16 protein-coding genes and 2 tRNA genes are annotated in these 18,323 nt (G+C 70.3%); 4 read left to right on the top strand and 14 right to left on the bottom strand.

The window, feature by feature from the left end; genetic code table 11:
• Positions 1-34: 34 nt before the first annotated feature.
• Complete coding sequence (gene leuS, locus ACIOHP_RS09890; protein WP_401885175.1) at positions 35-2,908, bottom strand: leucine--tRNA ligase; 2,874 nt, start codon at positions 2,906-2,908, stop codon at positions 35-37.
• A 449-nt stretch (positions 2,909-3,357) separates the two neighbouring features.
• Here leuS and ACIOHP_RS09895 point away from each other — a divergent pair, with 449 nt between their 5' ends.
• Positions 3,358-4,644, top strand: a complete 1,287-nt coding sequence (locus tag ACIOHP_RS09895; RefSeq protein WP_401885178.1) for a cytochrome b/b6 domain-containing protein — start codon at positions 3,358-3,360, stop codon at positions 4,642-4,644.
• On the top strand, positions 4,641-6,254 hold the full coding sequence (locus ACIOHP_RS09900; RefSeq protein ID WP_401885180.1) for an NADH-ubiquinone oxidoreductase-F iron-sulfur binding region domain-containing protein: 1,614 nt from the start codon (positions 4,641-4,643) through the stop codon (positions 6,252-6,254). The genes ACIOHP_RS09895 and ACIOHP_RS09900 overlap by 4 nt, the downstream gene beginning before the upstream one ends.
• Before the next feature lie 126 nt (positions 6,255-6,380).
• On the opposite strand, the gene ACIOHP_RS09905 is transcribed toward ACIOHP_RS09900, so the two are convergent.
• The 3 genes from ACIOHP_RS09905 to ACIOHP_RS09915 form a co-directional block, all read right to left on the bottom strand.
• A tRNA-Ala gene (locus ACIOHP_RS09905) sits at positions 6,381-6,453 on the bottom strand.
• Positions 6,454-6,556: 103 nt separating this feature from the next.
• Positions 6,557-6,790 carry a hypothetical protein gene (locus ACIOHP_RS09910; RefSeq protein WP_003976229.1) on the bottom strand — a complete coding sequence of 78 codons (234 nt, stop codon included), beginning with the start codon at positions 6,788-6,790 and terminating at the stop codon, positions 6,557-6,559.
• Between the two features lie 246 nt (positions 6,791-7,036).
• The gene (locus ACIOHP_RS09915; protein WP_401885279.1) at positions 7,037-8,395 is read right to left on the bottom strand and encodes an MFS transporter; all 1,359 of its coding nucleotides are present in this window, start codon (positions 8,393-8,395) and stop codon (positions 7,037-7,039) included.
• 214 nt (positions 8,396-8,609) lie between these two features.
• Between ACIOHP_RS09915 and ACIOHP_RS09920 the strand changes: the two genes are divergently transcribed.
• Positions 8,610-9,458, top strand: coding sequence for a helix-turn-helix transcriptional regulator (locus ACIOHP_RS09920; RefSeq protein ID WP_361540716.1), 849 nt, complete (start codon positions 8,610-8,612; stop codon positions 9,456-9,458).
• An 18-nt stretch (positions 9,459-9,476) separates the two neighbouring features.
• On the opposite strand, the gene ACIOHP_RS09925 is transcribed toward ACIOHP_RS09920, so the two are convergent.
• The 7 genes from ACIOHP_RS09925 to ACIOHP_RS09955 form a co-directional block, all read right to left on the bottom strand.
• Positions 9,477-9,549: transfer RNA gene (locus ACIOHP_RS09925), tRNA-Ala, on the bottom strand.
• 75 nt (positions 9,550-9,624) lie between these two features.
• Positions 9,625-10,296 carry a histidine phosphatase family protein gene (locus ACIOHP_RS09930; RefSeq protein ID WP_401885185.1) on the bottom strand — a complete coding sequence of 224 codons (672 nt, stop codon included), beginning with the start codon at positions 10,294-10,296 and terminating at the stop codon, positions 9,625-9,627.
• A complete protein-coding gene (rsfS, locus tag ACIOHP_RS09935; RefSeq protein WP_046259938.1) occupies positions 10,293-10,739 on the bottom strand; it encodes a ribosome silencing factor in 447 nt (148 codons plus the stop codon). The genes ACIOHP_RS09930 and rsfS overlap by 4 nt, the downstream gene beginning before the upstream one ends.
• A gap of 151 nt (positions 10,740-10,890) precedes the next feature.
• Positions 10,891-12,609 (bottom strand): LytR C-terminal domain-containing protein, encoded by a 1,719-nt coding sequence (locus ACIOHP_RS09940; protein ID WP_401885188.1) that lies wholly within the window; start codon positions 12,607-12,609, stop codon positions 10,891-10,893.
• Positions 12,610-12,625: 16 nt separating this feature from the next.
• Positions 12,626-13,264: a nicotinate-nucleotide adenylyltransferase gene (nadD, locus tag ACIOHP_RS09945; RefSeq protein WP_046259936.1), complete on the bottom strand. Its 639-nt coding sequence runs from the start codon at positions 13,262-13,264 to the stop codon at positions 12,626-12,628.
• Positions 13,265-13,343: 79 nt separating this feature from the next.
• The gene (locus ACIOHP_RS09950; RefSeq protein ID WP_361478243.1) at positions 13,344-13,508 is read right to left on the bottom strand and encodes a hypothetical protein; all 165 of its coding nucleotides are present in this window, start codon (positions 13,506-13,508) and stop codon (positions 13,344-13,346) included.
• Between the two features lie 108 nt (positions 13,509-13,616).
• On the bottom strand, positions 13,617-13,778 hold the full coding sequence (locus ACIOHP_RS09955; RefSeq protein WP_266827165.1) for a hypothetical protein: 162 nt from the start codon (positions 13,776-13,778) through the stop codon (positions 13,617-13,619).
• A 124-nt stretch (positions 13,779-13,902) separates the two neighbouring features.
• Between ACIOHP_RS09955 and ACIOHP_RS09960 the strand changes: the two genes are divergently transcribed.
• Positions 13,903-15,018, top strand: coding sequence for a M48 family metallopeptidase (locus tag ACIOHP_RS09960; protein ID WP_361540726.1), 1,116 nt, complete (start codon positions 13,903-13,905; stop codon positions 15,016-15,018).
• 124 nt (positions 15,019-15,142) lie between these two features.
• Here the strand turns inward: ACIOHP_RS09960 and ACIOHP_RS09965 are convergent, their stop codons facing one another.
• From ACIOHP_RS09965 to ACIOHP_RS09975, 3 genes are all read right to left on the bottom strand, one after another.
• The gene (locus ACIOHP_RS09965; RefSeq protein ID WP_401885191.1) at positions 15,143-16,219 is read right to left on the bottom strand and encodes a hypothetical protein; all 1,077 of its coding nucleotides are present in this window, start codon (positions 16,217-16,219) and stop codon (positions 15,143-15,145) included.
• A gap of 100 nt (positions 16,220-16,319) precedes the next feature.
• Positions 16,320-16,925 carry a hypothetical protein gene (locus ACIOHP_RS09970; protein WP_361540732.1) on the bottom strand — a complete coding sequence of 202 codons (606 nt, stop codon included), beginning with the start codon at positions 16,923-16,925 and terminating at the stop codon, positions 16,320-16,322.
• Between the two features lie 105 nt (positions 16,926-17,030).
• Positions 17,031-18,317 carry a glutamate-5-semialdehyde dehydrogenase gene (locus ACIOHP_RS09975; RefSeq protein WP_361540735.1) on the bottom strand — a complete coding sequence of 429 codons (1,287 nt, stop codon included), beginning with the start codon at positions 18,315-18,317 and terminating at the stop codon, positions 17,031-17,033.
• Positions 18,318-18,323: the final 6 nt, after the last annotated feature.

The raw sequence follows: 18,323 nt of genomic DNA on the forward strand, positions 1-18,323 counted from the left end.
CTGCCCGTACGGAACCCCTAGGGGGCGCCGTGTCTCACGACGGAACGATGTTGACCAGCTTCGGCGCCCGCACGATCACCTTGCGGATCCCCGCCCCGTCCAGCGCCGCCACGACCTTGTCGTCGGCCAGCGCCACCTTCTCCAGCTCCTCGTCGGAGATGGCCGGGGAGACCTCCAGACGGGCCTTGACCTTGCCCTTGATCTGCACGACGCAGGTCACGGTCTCGTCCACGACGTACGCCGGGTCGGCGACCGGGAAGTCCTGGTGGACGACCGAGTCGGTGTGGCCCAGCTTGCGCCACAGTTCCTCGGCGATGTGCGGGGCCAGCGGCGCGACCAGCAGCACCAGCGACTCGGCGACCGAGCGGGGCACCGGGCCGCCCGCCTTGGTCAGGTGGTTGTTCAGCTCGGTGACCTTGGCGATGGCGGTGTTGAAGCGCATGCCCTCCAGGTCCTGCCGAACGCCGTCGATGGCCTTGTGCAGGGCGCGCAGGGTGTCCTCGTCGGGCTCGGCGTCGGTCACCACCAGCGAGCCGGTCGCCTCGTCGACGACGTTGCGCCACAGCCGCTGCAGCAGCCGGAACTGGCCGACCACCGCGCGCGTGTCCCACGGCCGGGAGACGTCCAGCGGGCCCATGGCCATCTCGTACAGGCGCAGGGTGTCGGCGCCGTACTCCTCGCAGATCTCGTCCGGGGTGACGGCGTTCTTCAGGGACTTGCCCATCTTGCCCAGCAGCCGGGAGACCTTCTCGCCCTGGTAGTAGTACGCGCCGTCGCGCTCCTCCACCTCGGCGGCCGGCACCGCGATGCCACGGCTGTCGCGGTAGACGAAGGCCTGGATCATGCCCTGGTTGAACAGCTTGTGGAACGGCTCCACGGAGGAGACGTGCCCCAGGTCGAACAGCACCTTGGACCAGAAGCGCGCGTACAGCAGGTGCAGCACGGCGTGCTCGGCGCCGCCGACGTACAGGTCGACACCGCCGTGCGGCTGGCCCTCGCGCGGGCCCATCCAGTACTGCTCGACCTCCGGGTCGACCAGCTGCTCGCTGTTGTGCGGGTCCAGGTAGCGCAGTTCGTACCAGCAGGAACCGGCCCAGTTGGGCATGGTGTTGGTCTCACGGCGGTACTTGCGCGGGCCACGCCCGTCGCCCAGGTCCAGGGTGACGTTCACCCAGTCCGCGTTGCGCGACAGCGGCGTCTCGGGGGAGGTGTCGGCGTCGTCCGGGTCGAAGGTGCGCGGCGAGTAGTCCTCGACCTCGGGCAGCTCCAGCGGCAGCATCGACTCGGGCAGCGAATGGGCGATGCCGTCCTCGTCGTAGACGATCGGGAAGGGCTCGCCCCAGTAGCGCTGCCGGCTGAACAGCCAGTCGCGCAGCCGGAAGTTGACGGTGCCCTCACCGACACCGGAGCGCTCCAGCCACTCGGTGATGCGCGCCTTGGCCTCGACGACGCCCAGGCCGTCCAGGGAGACACCCTCACCGCTGGAGTTGATGATCTTCGCGTCGTAGGACGCGAAGGCGTTCTCCCACGTGGAGGTGTCGGTGCCCCGGCCGTCCGTCGGCTCGACGATGCAGTGGATCGGCAGCTCGAAGGCGCGCGCGAACTCGAAGTCGCGCTGGTCGCCCGCCGGGACGGCCATGATCGCGCCGGTGCCGTAGCCCATCAGGACGTAGTCGGCGATGAAGACCGGGATCCGGTCGCCGTTGACCGGGTTGGTGGCGTACGAGCCGATGAAGACGCCGGTCTTGTCCTTGGCCTCGGCCTGTCGCTCCACGTCGGACTTGGAGGCGGCCTGCGCGCGGTACGCGGCGACGGCCTCGGCGGGGGTCGCGTGACCGCCGGTCCACACGTCGTGGGTGCCCTCGGGCCATTCCGGCGGCGTGAACTTCTCGACCAGCGGGTGCTCGGGCGCCAGCACCATGTAGGTGGCGCCGAACAGGGTGTCCGGGCGTGTGGTGAAGACGGTGATGTTCTCGCCGTCGATGGGGAAGTCGACGCGGGCGCCCTCGGAGCGGCCGATCCAGTTGCGCTGCTGCAGCTTGATGGCCTCGGGCCAGTCCAGCGCGTCCAGGTCGTCCAGCAGCCGGTCGGCGTAGGCGGTGATGCGCATGTTCCACTGGCGCAGCTTGGCCTTGAAGACGGGGAAGTTGCCGCGCTCGGAGCGGCCGTCGGCGGTGACTTCCTCGTTGGCCAGCACGGTGCCCAGCCCGGGGCACCAGTTGACCGGGGCGTCGGAGGCGTAGGCCAGGCGGAACTCGCCCAGGACGTCGGCCCGCTCGGCGGCGCTCAGCTCGTTCCACGCGCGCGTGTGTCCCGGTACGGCGCGCTCACCGGTCTCGAACTGGGCGATCAGCGAGGAGATCGGGCGGGCCTTGTTCGCCTCGTCGTCGTACCAGGAGTTGAAGATCTGCAGGAAGATCCACTGGGTCCACTTGTAGTACTCGGGGTCGATCGTGGCGAACGACCGGCGCTTGTCGTGGCCCAGGCCCAGCCGGCGCAGCTGGACCTTCATGTTCTCGATGTTGGCCTCGGTGGAGACACGCGGGTGCGTGCCGGTCTGCACGGCGTACTGCTCGGCGGGCAGGCCGAAGGCGTCGAAGCCCAGGGTGTGCAGGACGTTGTGGCCGGTCATCCGCTGGAACCGGGCGTAGACGTCGGTCGCGATGTAGCCCAGGGGGTGGCCGACGTGCAGACCCGCACCGGAGGGGTACGGGAACATGTCCATGATGAACTTCTTGGGCTTGGCGACCAGCTCCGGGTCACCGGCCAGGTCACCCTTGGGGTTCGGCGCGGCATACGTGCCCTCGACGTCCCAGAAGTCCTGCCAGCGTGCCTCGATCTCGGCCGCCACGGCGGCCGTGTAGCGGTGCGGCGCGGCCACCTCGGCAGCGGGGTTCGTCTCGCTCATGATCCTTAAGCTCCATCGATCGTCTCTGCCAGCGGCTGTGTCGTTCAGGAAACGAAAAATCCCCTCGCACAGGAGGGGACGCCGCGCCGATTCCGACCCAGCCGGTTCGCCCGGCGGTCGGGACTGATCAGCGCGGCCCGCTAAGCAGAAGGCGTACGGCACGCATGGCGTCAGAGTACCGCAGCCGTTGAGCAAGCCGCGACGCGCTTACGTATGCCTCTTCGGCACCGGGTGCCGTTCGCTCCAACCCCGCAGAGCACTCCAACATCACCCGACTAGAACTGAACCTGAGTCAAAAGTTACTTCGCGTAACAACTAGTAAGGGACATCACTACAACCGCATAGTCCTTTGGTAACAACGCAATAACTCAAACCTCGTACCGATCGGTATGGCTCCACTTAGAGTGCGGCAGCGGGACCGCTTTCCCGAACTGCTCGGAGTTGCCCCCATGAACGCTCGTCGTAGTAACAGCTCGCTCCCCAGGACAGGCCGCTCGGCCTATGGCGTGGTGTCGGCTGTCGTCCTGCTCTTCATCCCCTTGTTCGTGCTGGTCGGAGGTGAAAGGGTCCGTGACTTCCTGAACTTCGGCGCGGGCGTGCTGTCCCTCGTCTCACTCAGCTGCTCGGTGATCTGGGGCCTGGTCGCCCAGGACCGGATCTTCCTCAATCCGCAACAGCGGATCATCGGCCAGGCGGTGCACCGGACGACAGCGGTCGGCTCGATCGGGTTCCTGCTGCTGCACATCACCACGAAGGTCGCCCTCGACCACACGTCGCTGATCTCGGCGATCATCCCGTTCTCACTCGGCGTCACCGGCAGCGCCGGCCTGATCGGCCTGGGATCACTGGCCGGTCTGCTGATGATCTTCGTGGGCATCACTGGCGCCCTGCGCAGCCAGTTCGCCTCCCCCGCCCCGGTCGCCGCCCGCTGGCGCGCCATGCACATGCTGGCCTACCCGGCCTGGTGCTTCGCCCTGATCCACGGCCTGTACTCGGGCCGCGAGGCCAAGCCGATCTTCGTGATCCTCTACAGCCTCTCGCTGGCCGGCGTCATCGGCGCACTCGCCCTGCGTGCGGCGCCCCGCCCGATCAAGCGCAAGGTCGCCGACCGGATCCAGGCCGTCCTGGGCACCGGGGAGCGCTCCGGCCGCGAGGAGCTCGACGCGAGCCGCGCCAGGAACGCGGAGACCGCGTCCGCCCTGCCGGGCTACGAGAACAAGCGCGCGGGACAGTCGCGTACGACACCGTCCTACGAGGCCCCCGCGCCGCCCGCCCCCGAGCCCACGAACGGCTTCGCGGCCGCCTACCGCGCCGTCACACCGACCCCGCGCATCCCGCAGCAACCGTCCTACGGCGCCGACCAGACCGCCCGCATGGACCTGCCGATGGACATGCAGCCCACGGAGGCGGTCCCCCGCTACGACACCGGCGGCAGCACCTCGGGCAGCTGGCCGATCCCGTCGCCCCCGCCGGTCGGCGAGGCACCCCCGTCGGCCTACGACCCGCTCCAGGACACCGGATACAACATCCCGACCTACCGCAATACGGACACATCCGGATACGGCACGAGTGATGTGTACGACACCGGTGAGACGAACAACCTGTCCGGCGCGTATTACCCGAACGACACGTACAACAGCGGTCCCGCCACTGATCCATCGCCCGGTGATTCGTACGACTTCGACCCGCCGGGCTCGGGCGAACCTTGGAACATGCCTTCCGGAGGCTATAGGTGAACGAGGCCCTGCCCGACGTCCCAGAAGTCCGCGTGGTCGGCCTTCCTCAGCTCACGTCGGGCTTCGACCTTGTCGAAAGACTTGACCTGCCCATGCACCTGAAGGTGCACGGGCCGCTCGAACCCCTGGGCGGCGAACAACTCGCGAAGCTCGCCGAGAACATCAACCTGAAGGGCCGCGGGGGCGCGGGCTTCCCCTTCCACAAGAAACTGCGCTCGGTCGCCGAGGCGGCCATCAAGCGCGGTGTGCGCCCGGTCGTCGTCGTCAACGGCAGCGAGGACGAACCGGCCTGCCGCAAGGACACGGTGCTCATCAACCGTGCCCCGCACCTCATCCTGGACGGCGCCCTGCTGGTCGCCGAGGCCCTGGGTGCCCGCACGCTCGTGGTGGGGGTCACCCGGGAGTCGACCCAGCGGTCCATGGAGGCCGCGCTCGCCGAACGCGGCCTCAGCAACGGCCGCCGGTCGGCGCTCCGCGCGCGCGTGCAGCGCAATCCCGTCCGTATGGTCACCGGAGCAGCGGCCTCGCTGATCCGCTCCATCGACGGCGGCCCGGCGATCCCGCCCGGCCGCAAGGTCAGCGCCTCGCAGAACGGCGTCGGCGGCGCGCCCACCCTGCTGTCGAACGCGGAGACGTTCGCGCAGCTGGCGATCGCCGCCCGCATCGGCCCGGAGCGCTACGGCAACACCGGCCTGTACGACGAGCCGGGCACCGTCATGCTCACGGTCTCCGGCGCGGTCGCCCGCCCCATGGTGATCGAGGCCCCCACCGGCGTGCCGCTGCGCTACATCCTCCAGCTCGCCGGCGCCCCGCCGGTCCCGCAGGGCGTGCTGACCGGCGGCTACCACGGCAAGTGGATCGACGCCGCAACGGTCAACGAGGCGGTCGTCTCGCGCAACTCGCTGGACGCGGTGGGCGGTGCGCTCGGCGCGGGCGCGATCCTGCCGATCAGTCAGGACACCTGCCCGCTGGGCGAGTCGCTGATGGTGGCGAAGTGGCTAGCCGAGGAGAGCGCGGGCCAGTGCGGTCCCTGCTACCTCGGTCTGCCGGCCGCCGCGCGCGGCTTGGAGGACATCCTCAACGGCGGCGGCCCGGCCGCCCTGGAGGCGCTCAAGCAGGTCGCCAAGAACGTGAAGCGGCGCGGCGCGTGCTCGCACCCGGACGGCTCCGCGATGTTCCTGGAGTCGACCATCAAGGCGTTCACCGACGACCTCGCCGCGCATGTCCTCGGCAACGGCTGCGGACGGCCCGTGGAGGGCGTTCTGCCGCTCTTCGAGGGCGGCATAACGCCCGCGGGCCTCCCGGGTGGCGCCGCCGCCGAGGAGAACGGCCCCAGCCGCCAGAAGATCTACGTCGACTGGACGCTGTGCCGCGGCCACGGCCTGTGCGCCGACATCCTCCCGGAGGTCTTCGAACTCGGCGCCGACGGCTTCCCCACCGTCGCCCAGGCCCAGGTGCCGCGTTACGCCGAGGCGAAGGCGCTCCGCGCGGTCCGCCGCTGCCCCGCCCTCGCCCTGCGCCTCGAGGAGGCGGCACCGCGCGACAACAGCGCGTCCCGCAACCTCCCGGTCCTCTCCCAGGGCCGCGGCCGCCGCGCACTGGGGCGCTGAGCCGACATCACGAAGGGGGCCGCCCGGATCGGGCGGCCCCCTTCGTCGTCAGCGGGCGCGCGGGACAACTGCCCCTGGAAACGCAAGAATCCCGCCGGATCAAGCTGATCCGGCGGGATCTTTCTGTGGAGCTAAGGAGAATTGAACTCCTGACCTCCTGCATGCCATGCAGGCGCTCTACCAACTGAGCTATAGCCCCTTGCGCTGGCCCCGTGGGCTTCCCCCCGGCGGCGACGCCAACATTACACGCTCCCCCGGGTGGAACACCAAATCGTTTCCCTGAGGCCCGCCCCCGACGGGCCTCACGCAGTGACGAACGAGTAGAACCGTTTGAGCGTGCAGTGTTCCTCCAGGAGCCGGCCATAGATCGGCTCGCCCTCGAGTTCACGGTACGTCTCGATCGGGTCGCCTTTTATGATCAGCGCCCGCGCGCACTCCTCGCACCAGTACTGGTAGTCGGGATTGACCGGCTCCATGTCCCGCACGATCGGCGTCCCGCTGCCGCACCAGTCGCACTTTCGCCTGTGTGCACCCATCGATCAGCTCCAGCTGTGGCCGCAGGCCGTGCACACGTAGGAAATCCCGCCGTTGTCACCGAGAACTTGGGCGACATGCAGGGAACCGCAGGAAGGGCAGGTGAGCCGGGTGACCGTATCCCGTGTCGACGCTGCTTCAAGGAGGTGGCCCACCTCCTTGAGGATGCTCGCAGGCATCACTGCTCCCTCCCGTCGGGCCGCGCCCCCTTCCGGCCGTTTGATTCTGCCACGGCCGGACCAATACGGTCAGCGACGCCTCAGTACCAGTCCGGACACGGCACCCACCGCCGCCGTCCCGGCCAGCGCGAACATGCACGCAGAGAGCGCCTCCGCAGAGGTATACGCCTCGAAAGCCCCGAGTGACTCAAGCCGGTTCAAGAACAGTGTGCCGAACGCGGCGACTCCGGTCAGCTGACCGAGCTGGGTGACCGTGGCGAGCAGCCCGCTGGCGTCCGCCGCGTCCTCGGGCCGCACCGTGGCCAGCGCCCGGGTCAGCGTGGGGCTGAAGGCCAGCGCGAGCCCGACACCCACGCACGCGTACGCGACGTGCACCCACACCCCGCCGTCACCGCCGCCCTCGAGCGCCAGACCGACCCCGGCCACGGACAGCGCGGTGAGCAGGAACCCGGCAGGCGGCAAGGCGCGCTGCCAGGCCGCGGGCCACCTCCGCCAGGTCAGGCCCACCAGGCCGAAGACGACCGCGGTCGGAGCGAAGGTCAGGCCGGCACGCAGGGCGCTGTAGCCGAGACCGCCCTGGACGTGCAGCGTGAGCACGAACAGGAAGCCGCCGTTGACCGCCATGACGGCCATGATGCGCAGCACGGCCAGGCCCATGCCCGGGTGCCGCAGCACCCTCGGCGCGATCAGCGGATCGCCGCCGCGCCGGGCGAGCCGGGCCTCGTACGCGCAGAACACCGCGAACAGCACAGCGGCGGCGGCCAGCGACAGCCAGGACCACAGCGGCCAGTCCTCCTCCTGCCCCAGCACCAGCGGCACGGTGAACAGCGACACGGCCGCACCGAGCAGGACAAGGCCGGGCAGGTCCAGGCCGCGCCGGCGCGCGCTGCCGTGGTCGCTCGGCAGGACACGGCGCCCGACGATCAGGAGGACGACGCCCACGGGCACGTTCACCAGGAACACTGGCCGCCAGCCGGTGCCGAACAGGTCGGCGCTGACCAGGACTCCGCCGAGTATCTGTCCGGCGACGGCACCGACGGCGAGGACCGCCGAGTACGCGCCCAGCGCCTTCACCCGGGCCTCGCCTACGAAGTTCCGCTGGATGAGGCTGAGCACCTGCGGGATCATCACCGCCGAGCCGATGCCCTGGGCCAGCCGGAAGGCGATCAGTTCCGGGGCGCCCTGCGCCAGGCCGCAGGCGAGCGAGGCGGCGGTGAACAGGGCCATCCCGACGAGGTGGACCCGGCCGTGGCCGTACCGGTCGCCGAGGCGGGCTCCGGTGATCAGCAACACGGAGTAGGTGATGGTGTATCCGGCGACCACCAGCTGCAACTCGGCGCCCGAGGCGTGGAGTTCGGAACCGATGGTGGGAGCCGCGACGTTCACGATGAAGACGTCGAGCAGGGCCATGAAGGTGGCGGCGAGCACGACCGCGAGCAGCGGCCGGGGCCCGTTGTCAGTGCCGGGTGTTTCACTGATCGCAGGGCTTGGAACGGGTGCGATACCCGCTCCGGAACGGGGTGTTGTCGTCATGCCGTCGAGCGTGACGCCGGCGCGGTACGGGTGCCGAGAGCCCACCGATGCTGGTACTGACAGCACCTGGCAGGGCGCGGGCCGGGCGGCGAGGATGGGGGATGTGACGATGGGGACGACACAGCGCCGCCGACCCGAGCTGGCCGCGTTTCTGCGCACCAGGCGCGCCCGGGTGACGCCGGCGGACGTGGGGATGCCGCCGGGCTTACGGCGCCGTACGCCGGGACTGCGCCGCGAGGAGGTCGCCCAGCTCTCGGGGGTCGGGATCACCTGGTACACCTGGCTGGAGCAGGGCCGCCCGATCAACGCCTCCGCGCAGGTCCTGGACGCCGTGGCGCGCACCCTGCGCCTCGATCCGCCCGAGCGGGAGCATCTGTACCACCTGGCCGAAGTGCCGTACTCCTCCGCGCCGGAGGCCGTCGCGCAGGCCGTGGGTCCGGAGGTCCAGGGCATCATCGACGCCCTGGAACCGCGCCCGGCGGTGGTCTACAACTCCCGGTTCGACATCGTGGCCGCCAACGAGGTCTACCGGACCCTGTTCGGCGTACCGCTGACACAGCCCAGCGGCCGCCTGCCGAACGCCCTGTGGGCCTTGTTCACCGCGCCGGACGAGGACTGCCCGCTGATGTTCCGGGAGACCGAGCTGCCGGTGATGGTCGCGACCATGCGCGCCGCCTACGGGCTGCATGCCGGCGAGCCGGTCTGGGAGGACTTCGTGCGCAAGCTGTCCGGGGCGAGCCCGCTGTTCGCCCGGCTGTGGGAGAGCGGCGACGTGGCGGAGCCGGGACGGCGGGTGAAGGGGTTCAGACACCCGGCGGTGGGCGAACTGCGGATGACCTCGTTGTCGCTGTCGATCCATGGGATGCCGGAGTGCCGGATCGTCGTCTACACGCCGGACGACGAGCAGACGGCACAGCGCACGGCCCTGTTGACGGGAATGAAAAATCCCGCCCTGTGAGGACGGGATCTTCGTCTGTGGAGCTAAGGAGAATTGAACTCCTGACCTCCTGCATGCCATGCAGGCGCTCTACCAACTGAGCTATAGCCCCTTGCTTAGTTCTTCCCGCTCGGCGGGGCGAACAAGAAGAACTTTAGCCTGCGACCTGCCAGAAAGTGAAATCCGCTCAGTCGTCGTCGCCGAGCACCGGTTCCGGCAGCGTGCCGGCGTTGTGCTCGAGGAGACGCCAGCCGCGGGCACCTTCGCCGAGGACGGACCAGCAGCAGTTGGAGAGCCCGCCGAGGCTCTCCCAGTGCCGGGCCTCCAGGCCGAGGAGCCGGCCGATGGTGGTGCGGATCGTGCCGCCGTGGCTGACCACGACGAGCGTGCCGTTGTCGGGGAGCTTGTCGGCGTGCCGGGTCACCACGGGGGCGGCGCGGTCGGCCACCTCGCTCTCCAGTTCGCCGCCGCCGCGGCGGACCGGCTGACCGCGCTTCCACGCGGCGTACTCCTCACCGTGCGCGGCGATGATCTCGTCGTGCGTCAGCCCCTGCCAGACGCCCGCGTAGGTCTCGCGCAGGCCCTCGTCGTGGCTGACCTCGAGACCGGTGAGCGCGGCGAGCTCGCCGGCCGTGTTCGCCGCCCGCTTGAGGTCCGAGGCGACGATCGCGTCGGGCTCCAGGGAGGCGAGCAGCCGGGCGGCCCGGCGGGCCTGGGCCACGCCGGTCTCGGTGAGCTCGACGTCGGTGGTGCCCTGGAAGCGGCGCTCCACGTTCCAGGCGGTCTGGCCGTGCCGCCACAGGATGACGCGGCGGCCCCGGCCGGGCCGCCCTGCCGTCACCTCACCGGTGGCGCTCACCGCCAGTCACCACCGAGGTCCTCGGCGTCCTCGGCGGCCTTCAGCTTGGCGTGCTCCTCGGCCTTGCCGCGGGTGGCCTTGGCGTCCTCGGGCAGATCGAGCTCGGGGCAGTCCTTCCACAGCCGCTCCAGGGCGTAGAAGACGCGCTCCTCGCTGTGCTGGACGTGGACGACGATGTCGACGTAGTCGAGCAGGACCCAGCGGGCCTCGCGGTCGCCCTCGCGGCGCACCGGCTTGACGCCGAGCTCCTTCTGGAGCCGCTCCTCGATCTCGTCGACGATCGACTTGACCTGGCGGTCGTTGGGCGCGGAGGCCAGCAGGAAGGCGTCCGTGATCGACAGTACGTCGCTGACGTCGTAGGCGATGATGTCGTGCGCGAGCTTGTCGGCGGCCGCCTGTGCGGCGGTGTGGATGAGCTCGATGGAGCGGTCAGTGGCGGTCACTACACGGCTTTCGGTCGGCGGTCACTTGACATCAAGGGTCTCACGGACCGCCGACGGCACCCCATTCCTTTGAACGATCACGTCGCAGGGCCGGGTCGCGGACGTCCGCGACCCGGCCCTGCGACCCGGTTCCCGCCGGTCTCCCGGCCGGTTACGACGCCGAGGGTTCGTAGTCCTGGCCGAGGACCACGGAGACGTTCGCGTTCGAGGAGGTCTTGCCCTTGGTGACGGCGCTGGTGGGCAGGCCCAGGGTCTTGGCGACCTCGGTGGCGTTCTCCTTGTCGGCGGCGTCGGTGTAGACGACCTTGGAGGCGCTCTGGGCGGCGGACGCGGTGCCGCCCTCCAGGAAGGTGAAGCCGCCGTTGAGGAGCACGATGCGGGCCTTCTCCGAGTTGCCCTTGACGCCGCTGGCGTTCTGGACGGACACGCGGACGGCGGCATCCTTGTCGGGGCTCTTCGCGGTGCCGCCGAGGACGTCCTTGACGACGCTGTCGCTGGCCTGGGCGCTCAGCGTGCCGTCGGTCTGGACGGGCAGCAGGGCGGTCTTGTAGTCGCCGCCCTTGGCGAGGTCGGCGAGCTTGGCGAGGAAGGTGCCGAGGTCCTTGTCGGTGAGCGACGGGTCCAGGATCTGCGCCAGCGTCTGGACGGTGACCGTGGCGCCCTGCGCGTCGGAGGACACCTTGCGCAGCACACCCTGCATGACCTGCCCGAACCGCTCCAGCTGGGCGTTCTGGGCCTCGCCGGAGGCGCGGTAGGTGGCGTAGGCGACGGCCGCCTTGCCGCCGAGGGTCCGGTCCTTGCCCTTGGTCACGAGGGGCGCGGTGCCCTTCTTGCCGTCCGGGTCGGGCACGTCGGCGTTGGTGTCGATCTCGATGTTGCCGATGATGTCGACGAGGTTCTGCAGGTAGGGGGTGTCCAGGCGCCAGGTGCCCTGGATCTCGGTGCCGAGGACCGTGTCGATGGCCTCGCGGGTGCCGGAGGAGCCGTCGTCCTCGACCGACTTGGCGAGGGTGGTCGTGGAGCCGTCGTCGTCGGCCACGGCGAGGGAGTTGGGGAGCAGGACCGTGGTGCCCTGCTGGGTGGTGGTGTTGTCGACGAGCAGCGCCGTGGAGGTGCCGCCCTTCTTGGTGTTGTGCAGGTGGACGACGATCACGTCGCGCTTCTGGGCGGTCGCGGACGTGGCCGTGCCCGTCTTGGAGTCGGAGGAGGACAGCCCGGGCAGCTTCCCGGCGTACCAGAGGTAGCCGACGCCGCCGACCGCGGTCAGCGCCAGGACGACGACGAGGGCGACGAGGCGGCTGCGGGCGCGGCGCTTGGCCTCCTCGCGCCGCTCGGTGCGGTTCTCGGTGAAGTTCAGCCAGTCGATGACGTCCTCGGAGTCGGTGTCCGGCTCCTCGACGAAGGCGAACTGCCCGGTCGCGTAGTCGCGTTCGGAGCGGCCGTCACCGGCGGGAGCCTCGGTCTCCTCGGCCGGGCCGGCCTGCTGCGGGATGTAGGCGGTCTGCTCGGCGACCCGGGGCTGCTGCCCGCTCGCGGCGGCGTGGCCGTAGGGGTCGTACGACGTCCCGGGCGCCCCGGGTGCTCCTTGCGCCGCTCCGTTCCCGTACGGGTCGTAGGGCGGCACGGGAGCCTGCTGACCGGTGCCGTAGGGGTCGTACGACTGCCCGGGGTACTGCCCTGTCTGCTGTCCGCCCGCCGCGTACGGGTCGTAGCCGTAGCCCTGTTGCTGGGCGTACGGGTCGTACGGCTGCTGTTGCGGCTGCTGCTGGGCGGCCGGCTGGTAGATGGGCCGGCCGTACTCGTCGTAGCCGACGAGCTCGTACCGGTCGTCGTGGTCGCCGCCGTATCCCGCGTCGTATCGGTCGTTCACCGGTGCCCCTCTCGGCTCACTCGCCGCGGTACAGCTCGCGCTTGTCGATGTAGCGCACGACTCCGTCCGGCACCATGTACCAGATGGGGTCACCCTTGGCGACTCTCGCACGGCAGTCCGTAGAGGAGATGGCGAGCGCGGGAACCTCCACGAGAGAGACACCGCCCTCCGGGAGGCCCGCGTCCGTGAGGTGGTGGCCGGGGCGGGTGACCCCGATGAAGTGCGCCAGGGAGAACAGCTCCTCGGTGTCGCGCCAGGTCAGCAGCTGGGCGAGGGCGTCGGCGCCGGTGATGAAGAAGAGGTCCGTGTCGGGGTTGAGCGCGCGCAGGTCGCGCAGGGTGTCCACGGTGTAGGTGGGGCCGCCGCGGTCGAGGTCGATCCGGCTCACCGAGAACTGCGGGTTCTCGGCGGTCGCGATGACCGTCATCAGATAGCGGTCCTCGGCCGGCGAGACGCTGCGGTGGCTCTTCTGCCACGGCTGCCCGGTCGGCACGAACACCACCTCGTCCAGGTGGAACTGCGCGGCGACCTCGCTGGCCGCCACGAGGTGCCCGTGGTGGATCGGATCGAACGTTCCGCCCATGACGCCGAGGCGGCGCTTGCCGGGGTTCGACGGGGCGTTGCCCGGGCCGGTAGGCATGTCCTGCTCTCCCATGCGTGCAGACCCTACCGGCCCGTCCTGAGGACGCCGGTCGGAGGAGGCCCGGAGTGCCCCGTTATGGGCACCGGGTGCCTCAGCGGTCGCGGTTGAAGCGGGTGGTGATCCACAGCAGGAGCATCAGGACGACGAACGCGCCGCCACCGGTGAGAAGGGGGTTGAGGCTCTCGTGGTTGCCGCCGTGCTCCTCGCCCTCGGCGGCAAGGGTGACCAACTGGGCTGCGGCGCTGTGGAAGCTCATCTTCGGCAGGACCTATCCGGTGGGCGGGATAAAGATGTCGGCCCATCGTAAGCGGGCGGCTCCGCGCCGATCACGCCGACTCCGCCGCGAGGGAACTTCCGCGCTCTTTCAGTCGTCTTTCTGCCTGTAGCCACGCAGCAGGAACCACGCGGTCAGGGCACAGCCCACCAGCATCACGACCAGTACGACCCGGAGCAGGTTCCCGGCCCCTTGCTGCTCGGCTGCGCCCGCGGCTCCGGCGAGCCAGGCGGACGCGGGGTTGTGCTCCATGACGGGACTCCTTCGCTGTACTGCCCGTCCACCGTATCTCCGCCTAGGCTGGGCTCTGCTTCGGGGGCGCAAAGGACCGCACAAGGGTCCGCAAAGGGTCACTCTCACGCACATGGGGGAAGACATGTCCGACGACGGACACGAGCAGAACGGGCACGAGCAGAACGGGCACGAGAACGTGCCGAGCAGGCAGCGCAGGCGCTTCCCCGGAATCTCCTCGCGTGCGTACGAGCACCCTGCCGACCGCTCCGCCCTGGTGGCGCTGCGGAAGCTGAGCGGGTTCGACACGGTCTTCAAGGCGCTCAGCGGGCTGCTGCCCGAGCGGAGCCTGAGGCTGCTGTTCCTGTCCGACTCCGTACGGGTGTCGGACCAGCAGTTCGCGTACCTCAACGACATGCTGCGGGACGCCTGTTACATCCTGGACCTGGAGAAGGTCCCGCCGATGTACGTGAGCCAGGACCCGAAGCCGAACGCGATGTGCATCGGCCTGGACGAGCCGATCATCGTCGTCACCACGGGCCTCGTCGATCTGCTGGACGAGGAGGAGATGCGGGCGGTCGTCGGGCACGAGGTGGGGCACGCCCTGTCCGGCCACGCGGTCTACCGGACCATCCTGCTGTTCCTGACCAACCTCGCCATCCGGGTGGCGTGGATCCCGCTGGGCAACCTCGCGATCATGGCGATCGTGACCGCGCTGCGCGAGTGGTTCCGCAAGTCGGAGCTGTCGGCGGACCGGGCGGGGCTGCTGGTGGGGCAGGACTTGCGGGCCTCGATGCGGGGTCTGATGAAGCTGGCGGGCGGCCACCATCTGCACGAGATGAACGTGGACGCGTTCCTGAAGCAGGCCGAGGAGTACGAGGCCGGGGGCGACCTGCGCGACTCCGTGCTGAAGATCCTCAACGTGCTGCCGCGCTCCCACCCCTTCACCACCGTGCGGGCGGCCGAGCTGAAGAAGTGGGCCGAGTCCCGCGACCACCAGCGGATCATGGACGGCCACTACCCGCGGCGCACCGAGGACAAGGACACCTCGGTCACGGACTCCTTCCGTGAGTCGGCGGCCAGCTACGCGAGCAATGTGAAGGGCTCCAAGGACCCCCTGATGAAGTTGGTCAGCGACATCGCCGGCGGCGCGGGCGACCTGGGCGGCCGCGTCCGCCGAGGCTTCGGCGGCTTCACGACCACGACCACGAGGGACGACGAACCGCCGAGCGACACGGATACGCCTCGCAGCGACAACTGACGTTCGCCGGACCCACCCGGGGGCGCGGGGCTGCATCGATGTGCGGCTACCGCCGCGCGGGCGCGAGCAACCACGCACCGGCCGACACCCGCCCGACAACCGAACCCGCACGGCGAACGGGCGCTCAGACCTTCGGCTGAGCCCCGGTGGCCAACGTCCCGCACACCGCCGTCGCCCGGTCCGTCGCGAACGGATCCGTCCCGGCCGGCCCGCCCGCCTTCGCGGTCTGGCCGGCCAGCAGCGGACTCAGCAGCGCCGCCACGTTGCCCCCGCAGGACATCGGCCCGGCCTGGACGTACGACACGGTGAGCTGGGCCTGGTGCAGGCGCACATCGTTGTGGTCGAAGCGGAACCGCATCTCGCGCCGCACGGTGAACAGCGACGCCTCGGCCTTGGCGCCGGCACCGACGGGCCGCAGCGCGTACACGAAGGTGTGGTCCGCGGTGACCTCGAGGAACGTCGAGTCGGCCTCGGTGGCCCGCAGGGTCCCCTGCACCCGGATCCTCGGGTCGGCCAGCTCGACGCTCTTGGCGTCGAAGCGCACCAGCCATCCGGTGACCGCGTGGCGCCCGTCGGCGGCCGGACGGGTCAGGCTCTCGTCGAACTGGAGGTGCTGGTCCGCCGGCAGCAGCACCCGCACGGGACGGGTCTGTCCGCCGGTGAGCACCTCCGGGTAGAGCGCGGAGCGGACGATGTACTCCTTGACGGTGTCGAGCGCGCTCGACACCTGGGTCTGGGAGAAGTGCGAGGTGTCACGGGCGGCGGGCATCGTGATCCCGGCGGCACCGATGCGGAACCGGGCGGCTGGGCTGTGCGCGTACAGCTGCTCGGGGTCGGTCGCGCCGGGCACCTTGCCCTCGGGGGCGAGCGGGACGACGGTCGCCCGGAAGAGGCTGGCTTCGACATCCCTCATCGCGGCGGGGCTCTCATAGGGGTGCCGTACGCCCATGTAGATCGCCGTACCGAAGGCCAGGGCGATCAGCAGGACCAGGACGAGTGCCTGCCGGGACAGTCCTCGGTGGGCCGGTGGGCGGCGGCGGACGGCGGGCGCGTGGTCGGCGATGCGCTCCTGCGCGGAGAATTCCTGGAGCCGGGCAGCACGGACGAACGACTCGTCGAAGACGACGGATCGGTACTCGTCCTCAGCACCACCGGGGCCGCCCTCGGGTGCCCCCTCAGGTGGTTCTCCAGGCCCTCCCATATCTTCAGAGTAGGTCTCCGGGAGCTCAGGTAAACGCCCCGCTGCGCGACAACTTCTGACAGGTTCTCACCAGGATCGTCAGCCGGTGGCCGGTAACGGCTCAAGGCATCCGCGGGGTCGCGGAGATGGCCGGCTGGGAGTGGTCGGCGGAGGCCGAGGGTGCCGACCCGGTGCCCTGCTCCAGCCCGGTCGAGGCGGGGGCGGGCGGACCTTGGTCCCGGCTGTTGGAGGACGCGCCCCGGTAGACCGCGGTGAAGGCCAGCGCGACCATGCCGATGCCCATCACGAGGGCCAGCATCCAGGCGACGGGACGGTGCCAGCGGACCTGTTTGCCGTACGTCCCCGGGGCGCCGTAAGGGCCCTCCAGGACATCGGTGTCGTCCAGCTCGTCGAGCTCGGGATCATGGCCGAAACGGTCGTGCCCGTCGGGGCCGTACCCGTCCTCGTAGCGCTCGCCTCTGCCGTGGGTGCGGCGGGCCTCGGCCTCGGAGGCCTCCGCTCTCGCCTGCGCGGCGGCCAGGAGGCGTTCGACGGCGGTCGGCTCGTGCACCACGGCCGCTCGTACGAAGGCCTCGTCGAAGACCACGGAGGCGAACTCTTCGTCCGACACCCCGCGGTCGTGGTCGTCGTCGGGCTCCCAGCCGTCAGGGAACGGCGTACCCCCCACGTCCTCCGGCACGGATCCAGAGTAGACCTGGGGGGTCAATTTGGGCAGACGGTATGGAAATTCATCCGCCTTGTGAGACACCTCTCGTGCGGCACGGGCGCGCGCCGGGAGCGCGTGCCGCACGCATATGCGCGGACGTGCGCCTCAGCGCCGTACGTGCCCGTCGCCCGTGACGATGTACTTCGTGCTCGTCAGCTCCGGCAGCCCCATCGGGCCGCGCGCGTGCAGCTTCTGCGTGGAGATGCCGATCTCGGCGCCGAAGCCGAACTGGCCGCCGTCGGTGAAGCGGGTGGAGGCGTTCACGGCGACGGTCGTGGAGTCGACCAGCTGGGTGAAGCGGCGGGCGGCCTGCTGGGAGGTCGTCACGATGGCCTCGGTGTGACCGGAGGTCCACAGCCGGATGTGCTCGACGGCCTTGTCGAGCGAGTCGACGACCGCCGCGGCGATGTCGTAGGAGAGGTACTCGGTGTCCCAGTCCTCGAGCGTGGCCTCGACGACGGTCGCCTTGGTGTCCTTCGCGTACGCCAGCACCCGCGGGTCGGCGTGGACGGTGACCCCGGCCTCCGCGAGGGCGTCCAGGGCGCGCGGCAGGAACTCGGGGGCGATGTCCTGGTGGACCAGGAGGGTCTCGGCGGCGTTGCAGACGCTGGGGCGCTGGGCCTTGGAGTTGATCAGGATGTCGATCGCCATGTCGAGGTCGGCGTGGGCGTCGACGTAGACGTGGCAGTTGCCGGTGCCGGTCTCGATGACCGGGACGACGGACTCGGTGACGACCGTCTGGATCAGGGAGGCGCCGCCGCGCGGGATCAGGACGTCGACGAGGCCGCGGGCCCGCATCAGCTCGCGCACGCTCTCCCGGCTCTCGCCGGGCACCAGCTGGACGGCGTCGGCGGGCAGCCCGGCCCCGCCCACGGCGTCGCGCAGCACCCGCACGAGGGCGGTGTTGGACTCGTACGCCGAGGCCGAGCCGCGCAGCAGGACCGCGTTGCCGGACTTGAGGCACAGTGCCGCCGCGTCCACCGTCACGTTCGGCCGGGCCTCGTAGATGATGCCGACGACGCCGAGCGGGACACGGACCTGGCGCAGGTCGATGCCGTTGGGGAGGGTGGAGCCGCGGACGACCTCGCCGACGGGGTCGGGCAGGGCGACGACGTCCCGCACGTCCGAGGCGATGGCTCGGATCCGCTCCGGGGTCAGCGTCAGCCGGTCGATGACGGTCTCGCTGGTGCCGGCCTCGCGGGCCTTGGCGACGTCCTTGGCGTTGGCCTCGACGATCTCGCTCGTACGGACCTCCAGCGCGTCCGCGATGGCGAGCAGCGCGTCGTCCTTCTCGGCCCGCGGGAGCGGGGCGAGGTCGGCGGCGGCGGCCTTGGCGCGGTAGGCGGCCTGCGTGACCGGGGACATGGAGTCGTACGGCGAGAGCGTGGTCATAAGGGA

Origin of the sequence: Streptomyces sp. NPDC087859, assembly GCF_044742595.1 — a bacterium.
Lineage (GTDB): Bacteria > Actinomycetota > Actinomycetes > Streptomycetales > Streptomycetaceae > Streptomyces > Streptomyces canus_F.

Bases quoted from the DNA above. Each gene is read 5' to 3' on its own strand.
- leuS (WP_401885175.1), bottom strand. From the start codon at position 2,908: ATGAGCGAGACGAACCCCGCTGCCGAGGTGGCCGCGCCGCACCGCTAC.
- ACIOHP_RS09895 (WP_401885178.1), top strand. From the start codon at position 3,358: ATGAACGCTCGTCGTAGTAACAGCTCGCTCCCCAGGACAGGCCGCTCG.
- ACIOHP_RS09910 (WP_003976229.1), bottom strand. From the start codon at position 6,790: ATGGGTGCACACAGGCGAAAGTGCGACTGGTGCGGCAGCGGGACGCCG.
- ACIOHP_RS09920 (WP_361540716.1), top strand. From the start codon at position 8,610: ATGGGGACGACACAGCGCCGCCGACCCGAGCTGGCCGCGTTTCTGCGC.
- nadD (WP_046259936.1), bottom strand. From the start codon at position 13,264: ATGGGAGAGCAGGACATGCCTACCGGCCCGGGCAACGCCCCGTCGAAC.
- ACIOHP_RS09950 (WP_361478243.1), bottom strand. From the start codon at position 13,508: ATGAGCTTCCACAGCGCCGCAGCCCAGTTGGTCACCCTTGCCGCCGAG.
- ACIOHP_RS09955 (WP_266827165.1), bottom strand. From the start codon at position 13,778: ATGGAGCACAACCCCGCGTCCGCCTGGCTCGCCGGAGCCGCGGGCGCA.
- ACIOHP_RS09960 (WP_361540726.1), top strand. From the start codon at position 13,903: ATGTCCGACGACGGACACGAGCAGAACGGGCACGAGCAGAACGGGCAC.
- ACIOHP_RS09965 (WP_401885191.1), bottom strand. From the start codon at position 16,219: ATGGGAGGGCCTGGAGAACCACCTGAGGGGGCACCCGAGGGCGGCCCC.
- ACIOHP_RS09975 (WP_361540735.1), bottom strand. From the start codon at position 18,317: ATGACCACGCTCTCGCCGTACGACTCCATGTCCCCGGTCACGCAGGCC.